General features: G+C 66.7%; 18 protein-coding genes. 10 read left to right on the top strand and 8 right to left on the bottom strand.

Going from position 1 to position 20,797, the window contains the following annotated elements; all coding sequences use genetic code 11:
• Positions 1-160 precede the first annotated feature (160 nt).
• The 3 genes from OG203_RS32405 to OG203_RS32395 all read right to left on the bottom strand — a co-directional run bounded on the left by OG203_RS32405 (position 161) and on the right by OG203_RS32395 (position 6,137).
• On the bottom strand, positions 161-2,083 hold the full coding sequence (locus OG203_RS32405) for an ABC transporter ATP-binding protein (protein ID WP_405161026.1): 1,923 nt from the start codon (positions 2,081-2,083) through the stop codon (positions 161-163).
• Positions 2,046-4,793 carry a cyanophycin synthetase gene (gene cphA / locus OG203_RS32400; RefSeq protein WP_405161025.1) on the bottom strand — a complete coding sequence of 916 codons (2,748 nt, stop codon included), beginning with the start codon at positions 4,791-4,793 and terminating at the stop codon, positions 2,046-2,048. Before cphA ends, OG203_RS32405 begins: the two co-directional genes overlap by 38 nt.
• 390 nt (positions 4,794-5,183) lie before the next feature.
• Positions 5,184-6,137: a MerR family transcriptional regulator gene (locus OG203_RS32395; RefSeq protein WP_405161024.1), complete on the bottom strand. Its 954-nt coding sequence runs from the start codon at positions 6,135-6,137 to the stop codon at positions 5,184-5,186.
• Between the two features lie 102 nt (positions 6,138-6,239).
• Between OG203_RS32395 and acpM the strand changes: the two genes are divergently transcribed.
• From acpM to OG203_RS32375, 4 genes are all read left to right on the top strand, one after another.
• Complete coding sequence (gene acpM / locus OG203_RS32390) at positions 6,240-6,545, top strand: meromycolate extension acyl carrier protein AcpM (RefSeq protein WP_405161023.1); 306 nt, start codon at positions 6,240-6,242, stop codon at positions 6,543-6,545.
• Positions 6,546-6,590: 45 nt separating this feature from the next.
• The gene (locus OG203_RS32385; protein ID WP_405161022.1) at positions 6,591-7,034 is read left to right on the top strand and encodes an SRPBCC domain-containing protein; all 444 of its coding nucleotides are present in this window, start codon (positions 6,591-6,593) and stop codon (positions 7,032-7,034) included.
• A gap of 153 nt (positions 7,035-7,187) precedes the next feature.
• Entirely contained in the window at positions 7,188-7,943 is a 756-nt protein-coding gene (locus OG203_RS32380; protein ID WP_405161021.1) for an SDR family NAD(P)-dependent oxidoreductase, read from the top strand.
• 14 nt (positions 7,944-7,957) lie between these two features.
• Positions 7,958-8,827, top strand: a complete 870-nt coding sequence (locus tag OG203_RS32375; RefSeq protein ID WP_405161020.1) for an ABC transporter substrate-binding protein — start codon at positions 7,958-7,960, stop codon at positions 8,825-8,827.
• A 122-nt stretch (positions 8,828-8,949) separates the two neighbouring features.
• Here the strand turns inward: OG203_RS32375 and ychF are convergent, their stop codons facing one another.
• Complete coding sequence (gene ychF / locus OG203_RS32370; protein WP_405161019.1) at positions 8,950-10,029, bottom strand: redox-regulated ATPase YchF; 1,080 nt, start codon at positions 10,027-10,029, stop codon at positions 8,950-8,952.
• A 59-nt stretch (positions 10,030-10,088) separates the two neighbouring features.
• Complete coding sequence (locus OG203_RS32365; protein WP_405161018.1) at positions 10,089-11,012, bottom strand: zinc-binding alcohol dehydrogenase family protein; 924 nt, start codon at positions 11,010-11,012, stop codon at positions 10,089-10,091.
• Positions 11,013-11,142: 130 nt separating this feature from the next.
• Between OG203_RS32365 and OG203_RS32360 the strand changes: the two genes are divergently transcribed.
• Both OG203_RS32360 and OG203_RS32355 read left to right on the top strand, forming a co-directional pair.
• Entirely contained in the window at positions 11,143-11,985 is an 843-nt protein-coding gene (locus tag OG203_RS32360; RefSeq protein WP_405161017.1) for a helix-turn-helix domain-containing protein, read from the top strand.
• 4 nt (positions 11,986-11,989) lie between these two features.
• Positions 11,990-12,412: a VOC family protein gene (locus OG203_RS32355; protein WP_405161016.1), complete on the top strand. Its 423-nt coding sequence runs from the start codon at positions 11,990-11,992 to the stop codon at positions 12,410-12,412.
• A 79-nt stretch (positions 12,413-12,491) separates the two neighbouring features.
• Here OG203_RS32355 and OG203_RS32350 read toward each other — a convergent pair whose 3' ends face one another.
• Genes OG203_RS32350 through OG203_RS32340 form a run of 3 tightly spaced genes read right to left on the bottom strand, consistent with a single transcriptional unit; the run spans position 12,492 to position 15,546 of the window.
• A complete protein-coding gene (locus OG203_RS32350) occupies positions 12,492-13,304 on the bottom strand; it encodes a carbohydrate ABC transporter permease (protein WP_405168073.1) in 813 nt (270 codons plus the stop codon).
• 59 nt (positions 13,305-13,363) lie between these two features.
• Positions 13,364-14,239 carry a carbohydrate ABC transporter permease gene (locus OG203_RS32345; RefSeq protein ID WP_405168072.1) on the bottom strand — a complete coding sequence of 292 codons (876 nt, stop codon included), beginning with the start codon at positions 14,237-14,239 and terminating at the stop codon, positions 13,364-13,366.
• A gap of 23 nt (positions 14,240-14,262) precedes the next feature.
• Complete coding sequence (locus OG203_RS32340) at positions 14,263-15,546, bottom strand: ABC transporter substrate-binding protein (RefSeq protein WP_405161015.1); 1,284 nt, start codon at positions 15,544-15,546, stop codon at positions 14,263-14,265.
• A gap of 376 nt (positions 15,547-15,922) precedes the next feature.
• Between OG203_RS32340 and OG203_RS32335 the strand changes: the two genes are divergently transcribed.
• The 4 genes from OG203_RS32335 (at position 15,923) to OG203_RS32320 (ending at position 20,749) form a co-directional block, all read left to right on the top strand.
• Positions 15,923-18,217 (top strand): carbon starvation CstA family protein, encoded by a 2,295-nt coding sequence (locus OG203_RS32335; RefSeq protein ID WP_405161014.1) that lies wholly within the window; start codon positions 15,923-15,925, stop codon positions 18,215-18,217.
• 11 nt (positions 18,218-18,228) lie between these two features.
• On the top strand, positions 18,229-18,432 hold the full coding sequence (locus OG203_RS32330; protein ID WP_405161013.1) for a YbdD/YjiX family protein: 204 nt from the start codon (positions 18,229-18,231) through the stop codon (positions 18,430-18,432).
• Positions 18,433-18,590: 158 nt separating this feature from the next.
• On the top strand, positions 18,591-20,210 hold the full coding sequence (locus OG203_RS32325) for a DNA-3-methyladenine glycosylase 2 family protein (RefSeq protein WP_405161012.1): 1,620 nt from the start codon (positions 18,591-18,593) through the stop codon (positions 20,208-20,210).
• Positions 20,207-20,749, top strand: a complete 543-nt coding sequence (locus tag OG203_RS32320) for a methylated-DNA--[protein]-cysteine S-methyltransferase (protein WP_405161011.1) — start codon at positions 20,207-20,209, stop codon at positions 20,747-20,749. Before OG203_RS32325 ends, OG203_RS32320 begins: the two co-directional genes overlap by 4 nt.
• Positions 20,750-20,797 lie beyond the last annotated feature (48 nt).

Below are 20,797 nucleotides of genomic sequence, written 5' to 3'. Positions count from 1 at the left end.
CATCATCTGTGCCACAACCACATACCGCCGCTGCGGATAGGGAGGACGCAGGGGCTCGCGTTGTTCGATGCATCTGGGCTACCACGGGAAGAAGAGTTCGCTGTGCGTGATGACGAATTGCGGGGGCGCTGCTACGGCATTGGGCGACTTCTGATGCCAATTACGTTGTGCTGCCGAGGCATTCACCGCTTGATTGTTCGTAGGCCGACGCTTGGAGGGCGTAGAGCTCGGCGTACAGGCCGTCGGCGGCCATCAGGTCCCGGTGGGCGCCGTGCTCGACTACCTGCCCTTTGTCCAGCACGTAGATGCGGTCGGCGTAGCGGACGCTGGCCAGGCGGTGGGTGATCAGCAGCACGGTGCTCTCGGTGGAGTGGGTGCGCACGGTCTCGAACAGGGCGTGTTCGGCGCGGGGATCCAGGGCGGCGGTCGGTTCGTCGCAGATCAGTAGCGAGGCGTCCCGGTAGAAGCCGCGGGCGATGGCGATCCGCTGCCACTGCCCGCCGGACAGCTCGGCGCCGTGCCGGAAGCGCCGGTCCAACTGGGTGTCGTAACCATTGCCGAGCCGGTCGACGACCCGGTCGACGCCCGCCGCTTCGGCGGCTTCGGCCAGCCGCCCGCCGTCGACAGCCCGGCCCATCGTGATGTTGTCGCGGGCGCTCATCGGCCAACGGGTGTAGTCCTGCATGATCACCGCGATTCGCTCGCGCAGCTTGCCGGGGTCGATCTCGCTGACCGACGTGTCGTCCCACCGCACGGTGCCCTCGTCGGGGTTGTAGAGCCCCGCGAGAATCTTCGCCAGAGTGGTTTTCCCCGAACCGTTCTCGCCGACGAGCGCAACCACCTCACCCCGGTGGATCTCCACCGACACCGACCGCAACGCGGGAACGACCGTGCCGGGATAGGTGAACCCGATGTCGGACGCGGTGATCGAGTGGAAGTCCACCGGCCCGGCGCGCTCGCTCGACGGCGGAACACGCCGCTCGGCCTCGGCGCAGAAGTCGAGGTAGTCGCCGAAATACAGCCCGGACTCGAAGCATTGGTTGACCGCGTACAGCAATCCGTAGAGCGAGGACTGCCCGGAACGGATGGCCAACATCGCGGTGCCCGCCACCGCAAGTGGCATGGCGCCGTAGTAGAGCAACAGCCCGAGCGCCAAGTAGACAAGCCCGAGACCGAGGCCACCGACGACGTCGCCGCCGACGGTCATCATCGTCTGCCGACGAGCCAATGCCAGTTGTACGGCTCGCACGTGGCTGGCGAGCTGGTCGTAGGCGTCCAGCAGAAAGCCACCCATGTTGAACGCCCGGATCTCGGCGGCCGAACGCCGGTCGGCCATCAGGTCGGTGAGGATCCACTTGCGGCGTCGGCTCGCCGAAAGCTGGTAAGTGACTTGGTATCTGGTCTTGGCGATGCGCAGCGCGATCAGCCCGTCGGGTATCGCCGCGACCAATAGCAGCGGCAGCAGGATCGGGTTCAGCAGCCCGAGCACCGTTGCCGCGGAGACGAATCCGATGATCGAGGTGAGCACGGCGGTGACGGTGGTGACCAACCGATACGCCTCGGTCAGGCCTCGGTCGCGAGCCCGGCTCAGGGTAGCGTGGAACAGTGGATCGTCGAAGGCGACCAGCTCGACCCGGGTGGTGACCTCGAACAGCCGACGCTCGACAACGTTCTCCACCAACGGTTTCAGTCGCGCCTCCGACCAACTCGACCCGACCGTGAGCCCGACGCGCAGGACCCCGATGCCGCCGACAAGCAACAGGGACGGCATCGCCGCCATCAAGCGCGAGGGTGTCGGCCCGTCCAGGAACAACGCGCTGAGCACCCGGTTGGTCGCCAACAGCCCGAAGGCACCGAGCGCACCGGCGACCACGTCGAGCAGCAAGGTCACCGTGGTGTCCACTCGGCTTGCCGCCCAGCACAACCGGGCTACCTGGACGACAAGCCTCGGCAACTTGCGCAGCACCGCGCCGAACCGCACCGAGCTGAGATCGGCGTCGTAGCTCTCCGACTCTCGATCGTTGAGTTCGTCCGTGCTGGACTTCTCAGCAGTGGAAGTGGCTTTGGATCTGTTCCGAGACATCGGAATTCGCATCGTGCAAACCATCCAACCGATTGACTGCGGTTTTGATCGTGTCCTCGACGGTGGTCGCGAGCATCCCTTCGATGGCTCGGTGTTCGGCGAGCATGTCCTGTGCCTGCGTGAGCTTCTCGTAGACGAGCAGCACCGGTTCGTCGGGTGCCGCCATCGAGAGGGCCGTCGTGAAGGCGTCTTCCATGCCGGTGCAGGGGACGGCTTTGATGCTCGGGTCGGCCGCACACAGCGCCGCGGTGATCAGCTTGGTCATCTCGCCGGGCTCACGGTCGCGCAGGTCGATGTCCTCGTAGACGGCCACCCGGTCGGTCAGGCAGCCGACCGCGTAGGCGGCGTCGGACACCAGCTCGTCGGACCTGTCGCCGGGCAGGGTGAGCGCGACGACCGGGCTGCTGCCCCAGCGTCGCCGCAGCAGTCCGCCGATCGCGGTGAGGGCCGCCGTGTTGTGCGCGTAGTCGACCACGACCGGCCGCTCGCCTATGTGGTAGACGGCGCTGCGTCCGGCATTGTGCAGGCTGCCGTCGAAGGTGACGAGCGCGTCCCGCAATGCGCGGCGTGGCACGTCGAGCGCCCGGCATGCCGCAACGACGGCCAGCGTGTTGGCGACGTTGAACGCGGCCAGGCCGCCGAAGGTCAACGCGACGTCGGCCACGTTCAGCAGCGGTGTTCGCCGCGGGCCCTCGGCCTCGATCAGCCAGCCGTCGTCGAGCAGGTATCCGGTGCCGCCCTGGCGCACGTGCCGTAGCAGCACCGGGTTGGCCGGATCGAGGCTGAACAGCAGCACGTTGGGGTCGCGGCTGGCGACCGCGGGCGAGGTGGCCAGTCCGACGCAGTGCGGGTCGTCAGCGTTGAGTACCAGGCTGCCTCGGTCGGCGATCTCCTCGGCGACCAGTGCCTTCACCCGCACCAGATCCTCGATGTCCTCGATGCCGTCGACCCCGAGATGGTCGGCGGTGATATTGGTGACGACGGCGACATCGGCGCGGTCGTAGCCGAGACCCTTGCCGAGGATGCCGCCGCGCGCGGTCTCCAGCACGGCGGCTTGCACGGTGGGGTCGTCGAGCACCATCTCGGCCGACCTGGCTCCCGAGGAGTCGCCGGGATAGACAAGCGCGTGGTCGACGAACACACCGTCGGTACTTGTCATGCCGACACGTAAGCCGGTGGCGCGCAGCACATGCGCGATCATCCGCACGGTCGTGGTCTTGCCGTTCGTACCGGTCACCGAGACGATCGGCACCCGTGACGGCGTGCCGGTCGGGTACATGTGGTCGATGATCGCGCCTGCCACATCCCGCTGCTCGCCCTTGGTCGGCGACAGGTGCATGCGCAACCCGGGTGACGCGTTGACCTCGAGGACAACGCCCGAGCCGTCCCCCGGCGCCCATGGGCCGCTGATATCGGCCAGTCGCAGATCGATGCCGCAGACATCGAGCCCGACCGCTGCCGCCGTCCGCTGGCACAGCCGGGTCACGTCAGGGTGCACCAGGTCGGTCACGTCGCGGCCGGTGCCGCCGGTGGACATGTTGGCGGTGCGCCGCAACCACACGACCTCGTCCGCCGCCGGAACCTTGTCGGGTCGGAACCCCTGCACGGCCAGGTACGCCGTGACGGCCTCGTCCAGCGTGATCCTGGTCAGCGGGCGGTCATGTCCCTCCCCTCGGCGCGGGTCGTCGTTGGCCAGCTCGACCAGGGCGGCGATATCGGACTCGCCGTCGCCGACCACGTGCGCCGCGGTCAGCTGTGTCGCCGCGACCAGCCGACCGCCGACCATCAGCACCCGATAGTCGGTGCCGGGGACATAGACCTCGACAAGGGCGCCCGCGTGCCGCTGGCTGATCTCCCGGTAGGCCGTGGCGACCGCGTCCGGCGCCCGCAGCTCCAAATGGACGTCCTGGCCGTGGTGTCCGGCCACCGGTTTGACCACGACCGGACCGCCGAGTTCCTCGAACGCCGCGACGGCCTCCTGCTCGCTGTACGCCGCGATCCCGTCGGCCACCGGAATACCGGCGGTATCGAGCAGCCGCTTGGTGATCTCCTTGTCGCTGGCGACATCGACGCCGATCGCCGAGGTGTGCTCGTCCATCGCGGCCCACACCCGGCGGCGATGCTGGCCATGGCCCAACTGCAGCAGGGCGGCGTCGGACAACCGGCGGACCGGGATACCGCGCGCCCGGGCGGCGTCGGCCAGCGCCTGGCTGCTCACGCCGAGCCGCGAACGTTCATAGTCAGCGGTCAGCTCGGCCAACTCGGCGCGGATGTCCAGAGTCCGTCCGCCAGCCAGCTCGGCGACCACGCGGACCGCAAGCCGAAACAGCCGTTCCGGGATCGGATCCCGGTCCCACTCGTCGACCGGGCACTCCATGATCACCCGGTAGAGCCCGGCGCGACCGGCATCGACCGTGCGACCGAAATGCACCTCCCTGCCGATGAGATGCGACAGTTCCAGAGCGACATGCTCGGCGACATGGCCCGCGTAGGTGCCCCGCCGCATCTTGTCCACCAGCCCGTTGGGCCGACCGGCCCCGCAATGATGCTCGGCCAGCCCGGGTAACGCGCGCAGCAGGCATTCGGTGAAGTCCGGCCATTCGCTGGTCTCTTGCCTGGTCAACTCTTCCAAGTCCACCAAGGCGACCGCGACCGGCCACGACACGTACTGGTTGGGTCCGCGTAGCCGTCTGACATGGATGATTCGCATGCTGTCCTCACTCGACGGGGGCACTCAGGTGAAAGTTCGGCCGGGGTGACGGCGTGCTGAGCCGAACAGTCCAGGCCGTGGCGACATTGCCGCGCCTTAGCGGCAAGGTCACCGCGCCGTAGCGGTAAAAGGGTGTTGTTCGGCCAGGACGGAGCCGACGATGCGGTGCGGTCTGGAGATGCCGATGACGTCGATTGGCTGCGGATCTCCTTGTTCAACCGTTCCTGTGATCCTATGAATCATTGGAACAGATATTGCGCCAGAACGGATTTGGGGAACTGATTGGGGAACGCGAGCAGCTCTACGCGGCCATCGGCACAGCTGCGTCAAGGAGCTGGCGGAGGCGAAATCCGCGATACCGCAGTAGTTTCCGCTGAACTGTGCGTCGGATCAGACGTCGGAGCGGAACTCGGCCCCACCGGCAAGGTCGACGGAGTCGGCCAGTGCGTTGTACATCCAGTGATGGGCTTGTCCCACAGTGATACGAGTGCCGAGCAACTGCCCTGTCAACGCCCAATAGCGGTGAATCCGGCGGTCGGTGTCGGCCGCGTTGCTCAGCAATCGCTCACGGAAACGCGGAGAGTCGCGTTCCCCTCGGGCGCTGGCGTGGGCGTTGACGAATCGATCGAGTTCGCTGCCACCGTACGGGCGCACGTCTTTCGATACGAGTGCCGCCACGTCCGCCATGACATCGCCGACGGCGACGTATATTCCGCGCCCGTCCCCGATCAGCTCCGGCTGGCTCCGCCAAAGTTGCTGTCGCACAGTACTGTTCATTTCTGGGACCGCAACGAGAGCAGCCAGCTCGGCATACGCGACGACTTCGTCGACGGACGGATCAGCAGGCGGCTCAGGGACATTCCAGCCCACAAAGATGTCGATGTCGCGCCGGGGTACCGGTGCGAGGACGCGCCGCCAGAACCGTACGAGGCGATCGTGTGCCGCACCACCGTCCTGTGCGGCGGCCAGCAGCGCGAGTCGCTCGGCCCGCTGGGTCGGGGTAGCCGCATCGACTGCCCGCAGTGACGCCCGCCGCCAGGCCAGTGACCTGAATTCGATGTCGAGACGCGCACTTTCGGCGGCGATGGCCTCGGCGATCGAGCGCTCACCGTGCAGCACGTCGGCGATCGAGTCGAGCCCGAGACCGAGCGCGCGCAACCGCCGCACCAGCAGCAGTCGTTCGGTGGCGCTGTCGGCGTCGAACATTCGATGCCCGCCCGGACTGCGGCGGGATTCCAGAATGCCCTCGTCGCAATAGAACCGGATTGTTCGCACCGCGAGCCCGGTGCGACGTGCCAACTCCCCAATGCTCACCAGCACGCTGGACCCTGTGTTGTCCGTCACAACCTCTTGAACCTCCACCCCGGTGGAGCTCTTAGCCTACTGGCACTGCTGCTCGCCCAAGCGAGCTGGCGGATACGTGATTACACCGAGAAAGGGAGTTGTGTGGCTACCACGCAGGAAGAAATCGTCGCGGGCATCGCGGAGATCGTCGAGGAAGTGACCGGAATCGAGGTGTCGGAGGTGCAGCTCGAAAGGTCCTTCGTCGACGATCTGGAGATCGACTCGCTGTCGCTGGTGGAGATCGCCGTGCAACTCGAGGACAAGTACAGCGTCAAGATCCCCGACGAGGACCTGGCGAGCCTGCGCACCGTCGGCGACGCGGTCGCCTACGTCCAGAAGATGGAGGCCGAGCAGCCGCAACTCGCCGCGGAGATGGCGGCGAAATTCAAGGAAGGCCAGGAGAATTGAGCCAAGACCGCAGCGGTCCCGCACTCTCGCCGAGGCGGTGCTTCGATGATCGCTGATACACAGTTGAATCCCGCCGCAGTCGAGCTCGGCAGCTTCTTCCCACAGCCGCCGGACACAGTCTGGCACGCGTTGACCGACCCGGATCTACTGGAGCGCTGGCTGCTTCGACCGACCGGATTCGCCGCCTCGGTCGGAACCCGCTTCCGATTCACCATCCCAGCCGCATCGATCAACGAGGTCGTGTGTGAGGTACTGGCAGCCCAGCCATGTAAACAGTTGACCTACAGCTGGTTTCATCCACAGGCCGAACACCCTGCCCGGCGGATCGTCGACTGGACACTGCGACCACAAGGCCGAGGCACCCGACTCCTGTTGACACAGACAGGTTTTGACATCGAAGACCGTCAACAGAAGATGGTCCGCAACGCCACCGAACGAAGCTGGAAGCGTCTCGTCCTGCCACGACTCGGCGAGGTGATCCACCACTGACCTGCTCGACGGCCCGCCGGGGAGAACGCGTCTTGACAGCGCAGGGGCGGCGAGCCACCGTTGAAGCTGAATCAGTTTGAGCAAGAAGACGATCTACCGTCATTCCCCGAACAAGCGCAGCCTGCTGACGGCTGATGAGCGGGAGGTGGAACTGTGACCGGCACAACCGGCAGGGTGGCATTGGTGACCGGGGCCAGCAGCGGAATCGGTGCGGCCACTGCGCGTCTACTGTCCAAGCGAGGGATGCGCGTGGTGGTCAATTACCTGCACAGCGGTGCGGCAGCCGAGGAGGTCGTCGCCGACATCGAGGCCGCGGGCGGGCAGGCCATGGCCGTTCAGGCCGACGTGCGCGAGACAGCGGCGGTCGAGACCATGATCGAGCAGGTCAAGGCGAGGTGGGGCGGCATCGACGTGCTCGTGCACAACGCGCTCACCCCGTACGCGATCAAGTCGTTCCAGGACATGACGTGGAAAGAGCTGGGCGGCAAGCTCGATGACGAGATGCGTGCGGCGTTCACGGTCACCAAAGCCGTCCTGCCCGCCATGACCGAACAACAGTGGGGACGCGTCATCTACCTCGGCACCGGTCTCAGTCGGCGGCCCCGCGAAGGCATGATCGCATTGGGCACGGCCAAAGCCGCACTCGCACAGTTCGCCCGGTATCTCGCACAGGAGCTCGGCCCGCGCGGCATCACGGTCAACGTCGTCGAGCCCGGCCCGGTCGAGGACACCCGCATCGCGGGCGTCCTCGATGACGAGCTCAAACAGCGACAGGTGGCCGCGACCCCCTTGGGTCGCTTGGCACACACGAGCGACGTCGCCCAGGCGGTCGCCTTCTACGCCAGCGAAGACAACACCTTCATGACCGGCACCACCGCCGCGGTCAACGGCGGGATGGCCATGTACTGAAGGGGGGAACGTTCATGGACACCATCGATCTCGCTTACGTCGGGCGGGGATTACACGAGGAATTGGTCGCCTACATCGCCGACCAGCAGGGCTACTACGCCGACGAGAACGTGCACGTCTCGCTGCGCGACGGTTGTGCCTGGGACGAGGACCGATTGCGCCGCGGCGCCACCATCGGGCTCGGCCGGGCACTCGTGTCCCGACTGGCCGACGGCGTTCCCTGGGTCGGGCTCACCGTCAACACGCACCGCCCGCTGTTCTGGTTCCTTGCCCGCTCCGGCCTGACCTCCTTGGCCGACCTGGCAGGTCAACGGCTTGCGGTGCACGCCACGCACACCGCGCCCGGGTGCTTCGCCCGGATCGTGCTGCGCCGAGCCGGTCTCGACCCGGACCGCGACATCAACACCCTCGTCCGTTCGCCCGGCGATTACGGCATGGACCTACGCTGGCTGCACGACAACAAGATCGATGCCGCCCTGGTCGGCAGCACCATGGCGCCGGAGGCGATCGCCGCCGAGCACGGCTGGCAGGTGCTGGCCTGGGTCGGCGACCATTTCCACATCCCCACCGTCGGCGTGGCCGTCGACCCCACGTACCTCCACCCGGACGACCCCACGGTCCAAGCCGTCGTACGAGCTCACCGACGCGCGCTTCAGGTGGTCCGCACCGACCCCGACACCACCGTGCGCTACCTCCAGACGTTCCTCGGCCGACACACAGCGGACGAAATCCGAACCCACTACACGATGTTCATCGCACCGTATTTCACCGACAACGGCCAAGCCGACCTCGCCGTCGCCGACACCGCGATCACCGCGGTCGCCGCCGAACTCGGTGTTCCGGCCACCATCACCGCAGCCGAGTTCTATCGCACCACACGCTAGGCGCCGCGCGGCCAACGCTGCCGAAGTTCAAGTACCGTGAGGCTGCCAGACCCTCGCATACGTTCAATCGGCCACGATGTTCAACCATATTGAACATCACCAGAGATTGAACAGCCGAAAACCTATACGTTGAAGCGGAATTCGACTACGTCGCCGTCGTGCATGACGTAGTCCTTGCCTTCCATGCGGACCTTGCCCGCGGACTTGGCGGCGGCCATGGAGCCTGCGTCGACGAGGTCGGTGAAGGCTACTACTTCGGCCTTGATGAAGCCGCGTTCGAAGTCGGTGTGGATGACGCCGGCGGCCTTGGGGGCGGTGTCGCCCTGATGGATTGTCCAGGCGCGGGACTCTTTCGGGCCCGCGGTGAGGTAGGTCTGCAGGCCGAGGGTGTGGAAACCGGCGCGGGCGAGGGCGTGCAGGCCCGGCTCGGTCTGGCCGATGGATTCGAGGAGTTCGAGGGCGGACTCGTCGTCGAGTTCGAGGAGTTCGGCCTCGACCTTGGCGTCGAGGAAGACCGCGTCCGCCGGTGCCACCGAGGCCTTCAGCTCGGCGACCTTCGCCTCGTCGGTGAGCACCGACTCGTCGGCGTTGAAGACATAGAGGAAGGGCTTGGTGGTGAGCAGCGAAAGTTCTTTCAGCAGTTCGGAATCCACCTTGTTGCCCGCCGCGAACAGGGTGGTGCCGTTGTTCAGCAGTTCCTGCGCGGCCTTGGCGGCATCGGCGACCGGCTTGCGGTCCTTCTTGATCTTGGCTTCCTTCTCCAACCGCACGACCGCCTTCTCCAAGGTCTGCAGGTCGGCGAGGATGAGCTCGGTCTCGATCACCTCGATGTCGGCGGCGGGGTCGACCCTGCCGTCGACGTGCACCACGTCGTCATCGGCGAACACGCGCACCACCTGGCAGATAGCGTCGGCCTCGCGAATGTTGGCGAGGAACTTGTTGCCGAGACCGGCCCCCTCGGAGGCGCCCTTCACAATGCCGGCGATGTCGACGAACGACACCACGGCGGGCACGATGCGCTCGGAAGAGAAGATCTCGGCGAGGGTGTTCAGCCGCGGATCGGGCAGCGGGACCACGCCGACATTCGGCTCGATGGTCGCGAACGGGTAGTTCGCGGCCAGCACGTCGTTCTTGGTCAGCGCGTTGAAAAGCGTCGACTTTCCGACGTTGGGCAGGCCGACGATTCCAAGGGTGAGACTCACGAGAAGAGGAGTCTACGCGGCAGGCGCGGTGCCCCGACCCGCGCCTGCCCTACCGGTGATCAGGGAATAAGCACGACCTTGCCCAGATTGCCACGGTCCTCGATCACCGCGTGCGCCTCGGCGGCGGCGTCGAGCGCGAATTCCGCGTGCACCACGGGACGAAGCTGATCCGACGCGACGTACTGCCACAGCTCCTGACGCCACTGGTCGAACAGCTCCGGCTGCCCCTTAGCGATGCGAGCAACCTGGAACCCGATCACCGACTTGGCGCCGACGAGCAGGTCGTAAGCCTGGATGGTGCCGCCGCCGGAGCTGTAGTAGACCAGCCGTCCGCCGGGGCCCACCGCGGCGAGAGCAGGTCCGAGCAGATCGCCACCGACCGCGTCCAGCGCGTAGTCGACCGGCTCGCCCCACGATTCCTGCCCGTACTCGATCACCTCGTCGGCACCGAGCCCGCGCACGAACTCGGCCTTCGACTGATCCGAGACCGCGCCGACCACCCGAGATGCGCCACGCACCCTGGCAAGCTGAACTGCGAGATGCCCGACCCCACTGGCCGCCGCCGTGACGAGCGCCGACTCACCTTCGAGTGGATTCGCCGCCTCGAGCGCACCCAATGCGACCAAACCACTGCGCACCAGCGCGACCGCGTCGACGGCCGACGCACCGTCCGGAATCGGCGACGCCATCGCCACCGAGAGGAGCGCGTAGTCGGCATACCCGTGCCCGAACACCAGCCCGGTCACCCGGTACCCCGGCGCGTATCCGGTGACACCCTCACCGACCGCGACTACCTCGCCCGCGACCTCACCGTTCAGCGCGATCGGCTCGCGCTGCTCGCGCACCTTCCGCACCGTCGGCAGGGTCACCCCGATCGCCTCGACCCGGACAAGGAGTTCGCCAGGCCCCGGCGTCGGCACCTCGGCCGACACGACCTCGAGCACCTCAGGACCACCGCTGCGCTCGTATTGGACCCGCCGCATCACACCTCCAGAAATCGTTAGAAGACGACACGGTAACCAGACTCCGCTGTGCGCTCATACTCAATTTCGCCGCCGAGTGCGCCATCTCACCGCGGTTGCGGTCGCCGGTGGGCGGCGTAGCGTGACCTGCATGGAGCCGAGCACCGAACGGGTGACGGCGCGACCGGCGTCCGTGCTCGCGCCGTTCATCGATCAGTACGTCGGGTACCGCATGACGGGGTATCCGGCGGGGCTGCATCGCGGACTGCCGTCGGCACACATGACGTTCATCGTCAGCATCGGCGCACCCATCGACGTTGTCGCACAACCGGATCCGAGCCAGTCCCCGCAGGATTACCGGTGTTCGGTCGGCGGCTTGCAGGCGAGTTCGGCGATCATCGCGCACGACGGCTATCAGGAGGGCATCTCGATCGCGTTGACGCCGCTCGGCAGCCGGGCGCTGTTCGGCGTGCCCGCCGCCGCGCTCTGGGACACGTCGGTGGAATTCGACGATGTGGTCGGCCCGGTTGGTCGCGAACTGTGGGAGCGGTTGCAGGAACCGCTCGGCTGGCCGGAACGCTTCGCCGCCGTCGATCAGATCCTGACCAGAATGGCCTATCCGGATCGGGTGGTCGCGCCCGAGCTGACCTGGGCATGGCGCGCCGTCGTCGGCTCCGGCGGTACCTTGCCAGTCAGCTCGCTTGTCGACGAGATCGGTTGGAGCAGACAGCATCTCGCGCGCCGGTTCAGCAACGAATTCGGCCTGAGCCCGAAGCTCGCTGCCCGGATCACCCGCTTCGAACGGGCCAGGCGGATGCTCGAACACACCCCGTCCTACATCACCATCGCGCAGGTGGCGGCCAGCTGCGGCTATTACGACCAGGCCCACCTGAATCGCGACTTCGCCGAGCTGGCCGGGACCAGCCCGACGCTCTGGCTGAGCGAGGAGATTCCATCCGTCCAAGACACCGACCGGTCCGCCGGACGACGCTGAGGGCATGACGAATCCAACAACTCCCGAAATCAGTACCCGCACCGCGGTCTGGCCAGCCCTGACCTTCCAGGACGCCCGAGCGATGGCCGTCTTCCTTGCCGAGGCCTTCGGCTTCGAGGAGACCGCGATGTACACACGCGAGGACGACCCGACGATCGTCGAGCACGCCGAAATGCGCTGGCCGCTCGGCGGTGGCGTGATGTTCGGCTCCGCGTGCAAGGACGAAAGCGAGTTCGGCAAGCGCATCTCCGGCAACGACTCGACCTACGTCGTCTGTGACGACCCGGACGCGCTGTTCGAGCGTGCCACCGCCGCCGGAGCCGAGGTGCTGCGCGGCGTGCGCGACGAAGACTATGGTTCGCGCGGCTTCACCGTGCGCGATCCCGAGGGCAACCTCTGGAGCTTTGGCACCTACTGGGGCGAATAGCCCGGAACATCGCGCAAGTTGACTTGGGGTCTACGGCCTGACGGCGACGAGCGTCGTTGGGCCGCTAGTCCGTTGACGTTCAGCGGCCACCGAGGCCAGACATGGCCATGCCGCGGATGAACGCGCGCTGGGCGATCGCGTACACCGCGAGCAGCGGCAGCAGGATGATCATCGAGGCGGCCATGAGAATCGGCCACTGAGTGTAATACTGACCCTGCAGGCGCACCAATCCCATTGTGACAGTGGCGATCTCATTGCGTTGGATCATCACGAGCGGCCACAGGAAGTCGTTCCAGACGGTGATCCAGGTGAGCACGCCGAGCACCATCAGGGCAGGTCGGGTGTGCGGCAGCAGAACTCGCCAATAGACCTGCCACGTCGAGCAACCATCGAGGATCGCCGCCTCCTCCAATTCCATGGGCAGGGTGTAGAAGAACTGGCGCATCAGGTAGGTACCGAAGGCGCTGCCGAACAGGCCGGGCACGATCATCGCCCATGGCGTATCCACCCAGCCGAACGCGCGCATCAACAGGAACTGCGGGATCACCGTAACGGTCAGCGGCACCATGAGCGTGCCGAGATAGGCGACGAACAGCACGTCACGGCCGCGAAACCGCAAGCGCGCGAACGCATACCCGGCCAGCGAGCAGAAGAACACCTGCCCCGCGGTGACGCACACCGCGTACACCGTGGTGTTGAGCAGCATCCGCCCGAGCGGCAACAGCTCGAAGACCTTGCCGTAGTTGGACCACTGCGGGCTCGCCGGGAGCAGGGTCCGTTCGGCGATCTCCCCCTCCCGCTTCAACGACCCTGATACTGCCCACAGGATCGGCGCCAGCGCACACCACGCGATGCCGATCAGCACGGCGTAGATACCGACCCCGCGCAGCATCCGGCGCACGATCGCTCGCTCCGCCCTGGAACGAGGCCGCACGACGGCATGCCAAGTGTTCACAGATCCACGGCCTCCCGCCGGGCAAACCGCAACTGCGCCAGCGTGAGTACCAGCAGAATCGCGAAGATCACCCACGCCAACGCCGACGCGTATCCGACCTCGTAGAACCCGAAGGCGTTCTGGAACAACATGATTCCCAGCAGATAGGTGCCGGTCTCCGGTCCCCCATTGCTTCCGGTGAGCGCGTACACCTGATCGAAGGCCTGCATCGAGTTGATGACGGTGATCACGAAGACGAACGACAGCGGCCCGCGGATCAGCGGCAGCGTGATCGCCGAAAACCGCCGCAGCGCACCGGCTCCGTCGATCTTCGCCGCCTCGTAGAGCGGCTCCGGCACGCCTTGCATCGCGGCAAGCAGGATGACCGTCGCGAACGGCACGCTCTTCCACACGGTGACCACGCTCAGCGAGACCAACGCCAGGTCGGGGTCGGTCAACCAGGGCACCGGACCCAAGCCGACCCAGCCGAGCCCGATATCGAGCATCCCGTCCTCGGTGAAGATGAACCGCCACACCACCGCCATCGCCACCGTCGACGCGACGAGCGGCAGAAACGCCAACGTCCGAAAGAGCCCGATACCGGCCAACTTCCGATTCAGCGCGGCCGCGATCCCCAGCCCGATCAGCACCGTCGGCACCAGCGTGAGCACGGTGAACACCGCGCTGTTGCGTAATGCGATGAGAAACAACGGATCCGCCCCGAACAACCGCCCATAGTTGTCCAGCCCGACGAATCGCATCGGCCGAAACAGATCCCATGAGTGAAAGCTCAGATACAGCGAAAACCCCAACGGAAACAACAAGAACACCGCCACCGCGCCCACATTGGGCGCCACGAAGGCCCATCCGGCCCGCTCTCGCTTCCGAGCCAGCACACCATGGCCTGTCTGCCCACTCACGGGGACTCCAGCAGGGCGTCCAGATCGGCGACGAACTGTCCGTCCAGGGAGGCGGCGGTGGCTGCACCGCGCAGGACGCGGTTGGCACCGCGTTCGAGCAGCGCGGAGACCTTGCCCCAGGCGGGGGTCACCGGCAGCGGGCGGGAGTTGTCCGGGCCCTCGGTGAAGACCGCGAGGTTGCGGGTATCGCGGTGTGCGGCAGCGAAACCGGGCGAATTCATCGCGGATTTCAACACCGGGACGAATAGTCCGGAAGCGGCGATGATGGCCTGCCCCACCGGACCGGTAGCGAATTTGACGAATTCCCAGGCTTGTTCGATGCGCGGACTGTCCGCCGCGATGGACAACCCGGTGCTGCCGACATCGGTGATCGCGCCGGGCCCACCGTGCGGCCCGACCGGCAATACGGTGACATCGATCGAAAGCCCATCCCGCCCGGCGAATTCGGAGTAGAGCCAATGCCCACCGAGCACCATCGCCGCCCGACCGGCCCGAAATAGGTCCGGCGCCGAAATCGACAGCTGGTCGGCGACTTTCGGCGCTACCCGGTGCCGCACCGCGAGATCGGCGTAGAACTGGAACCCTTCGGCGAAGCGGGGATCACCGAGGTTGGCCCTGGTCGGCGCCACCGACGGCGTGAACCATTCCGCGCCGTTATTCATGCCGAAGCAGGCGGCCGAGTAGTACGGCACCCAGGCGTCGGCGAAGCCCCACTGCCGGTTTCGGGTGAGTGTGCGTGCGGCGTCCAGGAATTCGTCGAACGACCAGGCATCACGCCAGCGCGCGGGCGGCGTCAGCCCGGCCGCGGCGAACAGTTCCCGGTTGTAATAGAGGAACACCCCGGACCACTGCTCGGGCAACGCGTACTGCCCACCGGCATAGGTGAAGGTGTCGTACAGCGCCGGATAACTATCCCCGCGCAACGTTTCCGCGTACTCGGGTTCCCGCTCGAGCAGCGTGCGCAGATCGAGCAGCACGCCACGCTCGGCGAGCCCGGAGTAGAGCAGTTCCCACGCCATGATGACGTCGGGGCATTTGCCGCCCGCACAGTAGGTGAGCAGCTGCTGCTGCGGATCGGGGCCGGACATGATGGTGCGAATCCTGATGTCCGGGTGCCGCTTCCGGAATTCGTCGATGATCGTCATACGCATCCGCGCCTCCTCCGGCCTGGCCTGGAAGAAGAAGGTCAGCGCGTCGTCCGCGGATCCGCAGCCGGTCGCGGCCAGCAGCGGCGCGGCCAGCGCCGAGCCGAGGAAGGTGCGACGTCGAACCGGTGACACGAGCTCCTCCACGGCGGCGGGCGGATGGATACGTGAATCTCGGCAATGTGAAAAGGCAATACCTAGGACCGGCAGGCTGATGCCGGAGCCAGCATGGCAGCATACGGATGGCAACATCGCCGGGCGAGGGACACGCCCACGCGCACCGGCGAACACCCGGAGACCGTGAACAACGGCCGATCCGGGGCAGCTGACGCCTCGCGGGCCACCCGTACCCGCCCCCGTTTGTAGAAACACACGGTACGAGTCGTCGCCGCGATCGCGATCAGCGTCGCAATGTTCAGACTTCCTCAAGTCTGGCTCATCGGCGCTTCAACTCAGCTACGTTGTGAACGTTTCAGCAAGTCCAGCTCGATTTCACGGGAGAGTAGTTCGCATGGCGACCATCGAATACCTCCGAACAGATCCCGACCTACCTCCCGTTGGTGTCGTGGACAGTTCGCCTATCACCCCCATCAAGAAGGGTATTTTCGCGGCAATCGCGATTGTCGGCGCGATCGCCTGGGCGGTCCTTGCCATCTCGCGCGGCGAGTCGGTCAACGCGGTCTGGATCGTGATCGCGGCCGTGGCCACCTACGTGCTCGCCTACCAGTTCTATTCAAGGCTCATCGAATACAAGATCGTCAAACCGCGCGACGACCAGGCCACCCCCGCCGAGATCCTGGAAAACGGCAAGGACTACATGCCGATGGACCGGCGGGTGCTGTTCGGGCACCACTTCGCCGCCATCGCGGGCGCTGGCCCACTGGTCGGACCGGTCCTCGCGGCGCAGATGGGCTATCTGCCCGGCACGCTGTGGATCGTGATCGGCGTCGTCTTCGCCGGTGCGGTGCAGGACTACCTGGTGCTGTGGGCATCCACCCGCCGCCGCGGGCGCAGCCTCGGGCAGATGGCCCGCGACGAGCTCGGCGCGGTCGGCGGCGTCGCGGCGATCATCGCCGTGCTGGTGATCATGATGATCCTGCTCGCGGTGCTCGGCATCGTCGTGGTGAACGCGCTTGCCGCGACGCCGGGCAAGGACGGGACGCTGCAGGGCGGCAGCCCGTGGGGCGTGTTCTCCATCTCGATGACCATCCCGATCGCCCTGTTCATGGGCGTGTACTTGCGTTTCTTCCGGCCGGGCAAGGTCGGCGAGGTCTCGCTGATCGGCTTCGCGCTGCTGCTGCTCGCCATCCTGTCCGGCAACTGGGTCGCCGGATCCGGTTGGGGCCAGGACCTGTTCACGCTGTCGGGCACCACCATCGCGTGGTTCCTCATCGGCTACGGCTTCATCGCCTCGGTACTGCCGGTGTGGCTGCTGCTCGCGCCGCGCGACTACCTGTCCACCTTCATGAAGATCGGCACCATCGTGCTGCTCGCGGTCGGCGTGCTGATCACCATGCCGGTGCTGAAGGCACCCGCCGTCTCGGAGTTCGCGAGTTCGGGCAAGGGTCCGTCGTTCGCGGGCAGCCTGTTCCCGTTCCTGTTCATCACCATCGCCTGCGGCGCGCTGTCCGGCTTCCACTCGCTGGTCTCCTCCGGCACCACGCCGAAGCTGCTGGAGAAGCAGTCGCAGGCCAGGATGATCGGCTACGCGGGCATGTTGATGGAGTCGTTCGTCGCCGTCATGGCGATCATCACCGCGAGCATCATCGACCAGCACCTGTACTTCGCGATGAACGCGAGCGCAGGGCTCACCGGTGGCAGCGCGGAGAAAGCCGCGACCTACACCAACAGCATTGGCCTGAGCGGGAATCCGATCACCGCCGCCGACCTGAACCAGGCGGCCAAGGACGTCGGCGAGACCAGCATCATCTCGCGAACCGGTGGCGCGCCGACGCTCGCCGTCGGCATGGCCGAGGTGCTGCACAAGTTCCTCGGCGGCAGCGGCCTCAAGTCGTTCTGGTACCACTTCGCGATCATGTTCGAGGCGCTGTTCATCCTCACCACGATCGACGCCGGTACCAGGGTCGCGCGCTTCATGCTGTCGGACTCGCTCGGCAACCTCGGCGGCCCGGCCAAGAAGTTCAAGGATCCGTCCTGGCGCCCTGGTGCCTGGGTGTGCTCGGCGATCGTGGTCGCCGCGTGGGGTTCGGTGCTGCTGATGGGTGTCACCGATCCGCTCGGCGGCATCTACACGCTGTATCCGCTGTTCGGCATCTCCAACCAGTTGCTCGCCGCGATCGCGCTCACCGTGGTTCTGACCATCGTGATCAAGAAGGGCCTGGTCAAGTGGGCCTGGATTCCGGCGATCCCGCTGATCTGGGATCTGATCGTGACGATGTCGGCGTCCTGGCAGAAGATCTTCTCGGCCGACCCGAACATCGGCTACTGGAAGCAGCACAGCGTCTACGTCGCCGCGGTCGACGCGGGGAAGGTCCTCGCGCCCGCCAAGACGGCCGCCGATATGGACAAGGTCGTGCGCAACACCTTCATCCAGGGCAGCCTGTCGATCATCTTCGCGGTGCTTGTGCTGATCGTGGCGATCGTCGGCCTCGTGGTCTGTGTGCGTGCCTGGCGAGCCGGTGGCGGACCGAGCACCGAATCGCCGGACGAGCCGTCGAAGATCTTCGCACCGACGTCCTTCCTCGCCACCTCGGAGGAGAAGGAGGTGCAACGGAAATGGGACGCCCTGATCAAATCGGGGAAGGTCCGCAGGCCGGGCACCGCGCCGGGGAAAGCGACGCCTTGACCATGCGGGGCGTGCGTGCCGCTGGAAGTGCCTGTGCGACAACGGTTCGCACGGTCGGCTGGTGGTTCAACTCGATCCTCGGCGGCCAGGACTACCAGCGCTACGTCGACCATCTTGCGCGCAGCCATCCCGGTTGCGTGGTGCCGACCGAACGCGAGTACTGGCGCGCGCGGCACGCGGACGCGGACAATAACCCGACGAACCGCTGCTGCTGAGGCATGGCGGGGCGGCGCGATGAGGGCGTCGCCCCGCCTGCCGAAGTAGCGGCTGAACTGCGCGTTCACCGCTCGGCCAGACAACGCCTCAGCGCGGATCGGGGGTGATGGCAGATTTCCGCTAGCGGAGTATCTCCGCAGCTGACATTGTGGTTGGCGTGACGATCACGGCGTTTGATTTCGAGCGGTGCTACCGAGCGGTTTCGACCAGAGACTCCCGCTTCGACGGGCAGTTCTTCACGGCGGTGCGGACCACTGGAATCTATTGTCGCCCTTCGTGTCCGGCGATCACGCCGAAGCGGGTCAATGTGTCGTTCCTGCCGACCGCGGCCGCGGCGCAGCAGGCAGGCTACCGAGCCTGCCGCCGGTGCCTGCCCGACGCGGCCCCCGGATCACCCCTCTGGAACACCCGCGCCGACCTGGCCGCCCGCGCGATGCGACTGATCGGCGACGGAGTGATCGAACGCGGCGGCGTGCCCGCGCTGGCCGCCACGCTCGGCTATTCGCAGCGGCAGCTGACCCGCGTGCTCACCACCGAACTCGGTGCGGGCCCGCTGGCACTGGCCCGCGCCCATCGGGCGCACACCGCCCGACTACTGATCCAGACGACGGCAATGCCCATGTCCGACATCGCCTTTGCGGCCGGGTTCGCCAGCATCCGCCAGTTCAACGACACGGTGCGCGAGGTGTTCGCGGTCAGCCCGACCATCATGCGATCCGAGGCGCACCGGGCGAAATCCACGTCGAACGGGCGTCCGGCACCCGCCGTCAACGGTTCGCTCAGCCTGCGGCTGCCCTACCGCGAGCCCCTGGACAAGGCCTGGCTGGAGTGGTTCCTCTCCTCGCATGTGGCACCGGGCATGGAACTGTGGGAAAACCGCACCTACACCAGGAACCTGCGCACCCCGCACGGCCATGCGACGACCAGGCTAAGCTTCCAGCGCGACCACATGCGGGCCGAGCTGGCCCTGCACGATATGCGGGATCTGGCACCGACAGTCGCGCGGCTGCGCCATCTACTCGACCTCGACGCCGACCCGGTCGGCATCGACGAGGCGCTCGGTGTCACTCCGGGACAACGGATTTCGACACCGGAGCTGGCCGACCCGGACACCACTCGACTGCCGGACGCCGGTGCCGGATCACCACCGGACGCCGAGACCGCCCTCGCCACCGACGAAGCCCGACGGCCGGTCTTCTCGCCAGGCATTCGAGTGCCGGGCTGCCTCGACGGGCCGGAGTTGTTGCTGCGCACCATGATCGGGCAGCAGATCTCCGTGTCGGCGGCGGCGACGCACACCGCGCGGCTGGTCGAAGCGCTCGGTGACCGGGTCGACGGGCCGATTCCGCTGCTGTTCCCCACCCCGGCGGTGATCGCCGAACGCGGTGCCGAGGTGCTCACCGGCCCGACCCGGCGGATTCGCTCGATCATCGGCGCGGCCGAGGCGCTTGCCAGCGGCGAGCTCGCGCTGCATCAGGGCCGTACCGCCGCCGACCTGCGGCGCGACCTGCTCGCGTTGGACGGTGTCGGCCCGTGGACGGCCGATTACGTGACCATGCGGCTGCTCGCCGACCCGGACGTGCTGCTGAACACCGACCTGGTGGTCCGGCAGGGCGCCGCGGTGCTCGGCATCGACCTCACCGATACCGCACGCTGGGCGCCGTGGCGCTCCTACCTGTCCATGCACCTGTGGAAGGCCGCGCTGACCGACCGCGCCGACCGATCCAAGTCCGCCGCGGCCAAGTCCGCCTCCTCGAAAGCGAGCGCCGAAGCATGAACGCCACCACCGCTGTTCGCGCGACCAAGCGCCACATCGGCACCGCCACCGCGGATTTCGCAACGGTCGACACACCGATCGGCCCGTTCACCTCGGTGGTCGACGCCGACGGTGCCGTGCTGGCCGCCGGCTGGACCGCCGATGTGGATTACCTGTGCACCGTGGTCCACCCGACGTTGCGTCCGGCCGAACTGCGCCAACGGGATTCGCTCGGCGAGCTCACCCGGGTCATCACCGCCTATCACGACGGCGACCTCGCCGCGATCGACACGGTCCCGGTGCGTCAGCAATCCGGCGAATTCCTCATGCACGCTTGGGAAGTGCTGCGCAAGGTCCCCGCTGGTGCACCGATCACCTATACCGAATACGCCGCCATTTCCGGTCGTCCCGATGCCACCCGTGCCGCGGCCAATGCCTGCGCGCGTAATGCGGCGGCCCTGTTCGTTCCCTGCCACCGCATCTACCGCATCGGTGGGGCCCTCGGCGGCTTCCGCTGGGGACTGCCGATCAAGCGCTGGCTGCTCGATCACGAGGCGTGACGCACAGCCAGCTCCTGCGCCGCGTTCTCCATCACCCCATCATTCGAC

This window comes from Nocardia sp. NBC_01499 (genome assembly GCF_045040275.1).
GTDB lineage: Bacteria > Actinomycetota > Actinomycetes > Mycobacteriales > Mycobacteriaceae > Nocardia.
The sequence above is the reverse complement of the archived record's forward strand: the minus strand, read 5'-3'. Positions and strand labels throughout refer to the sequence as shown.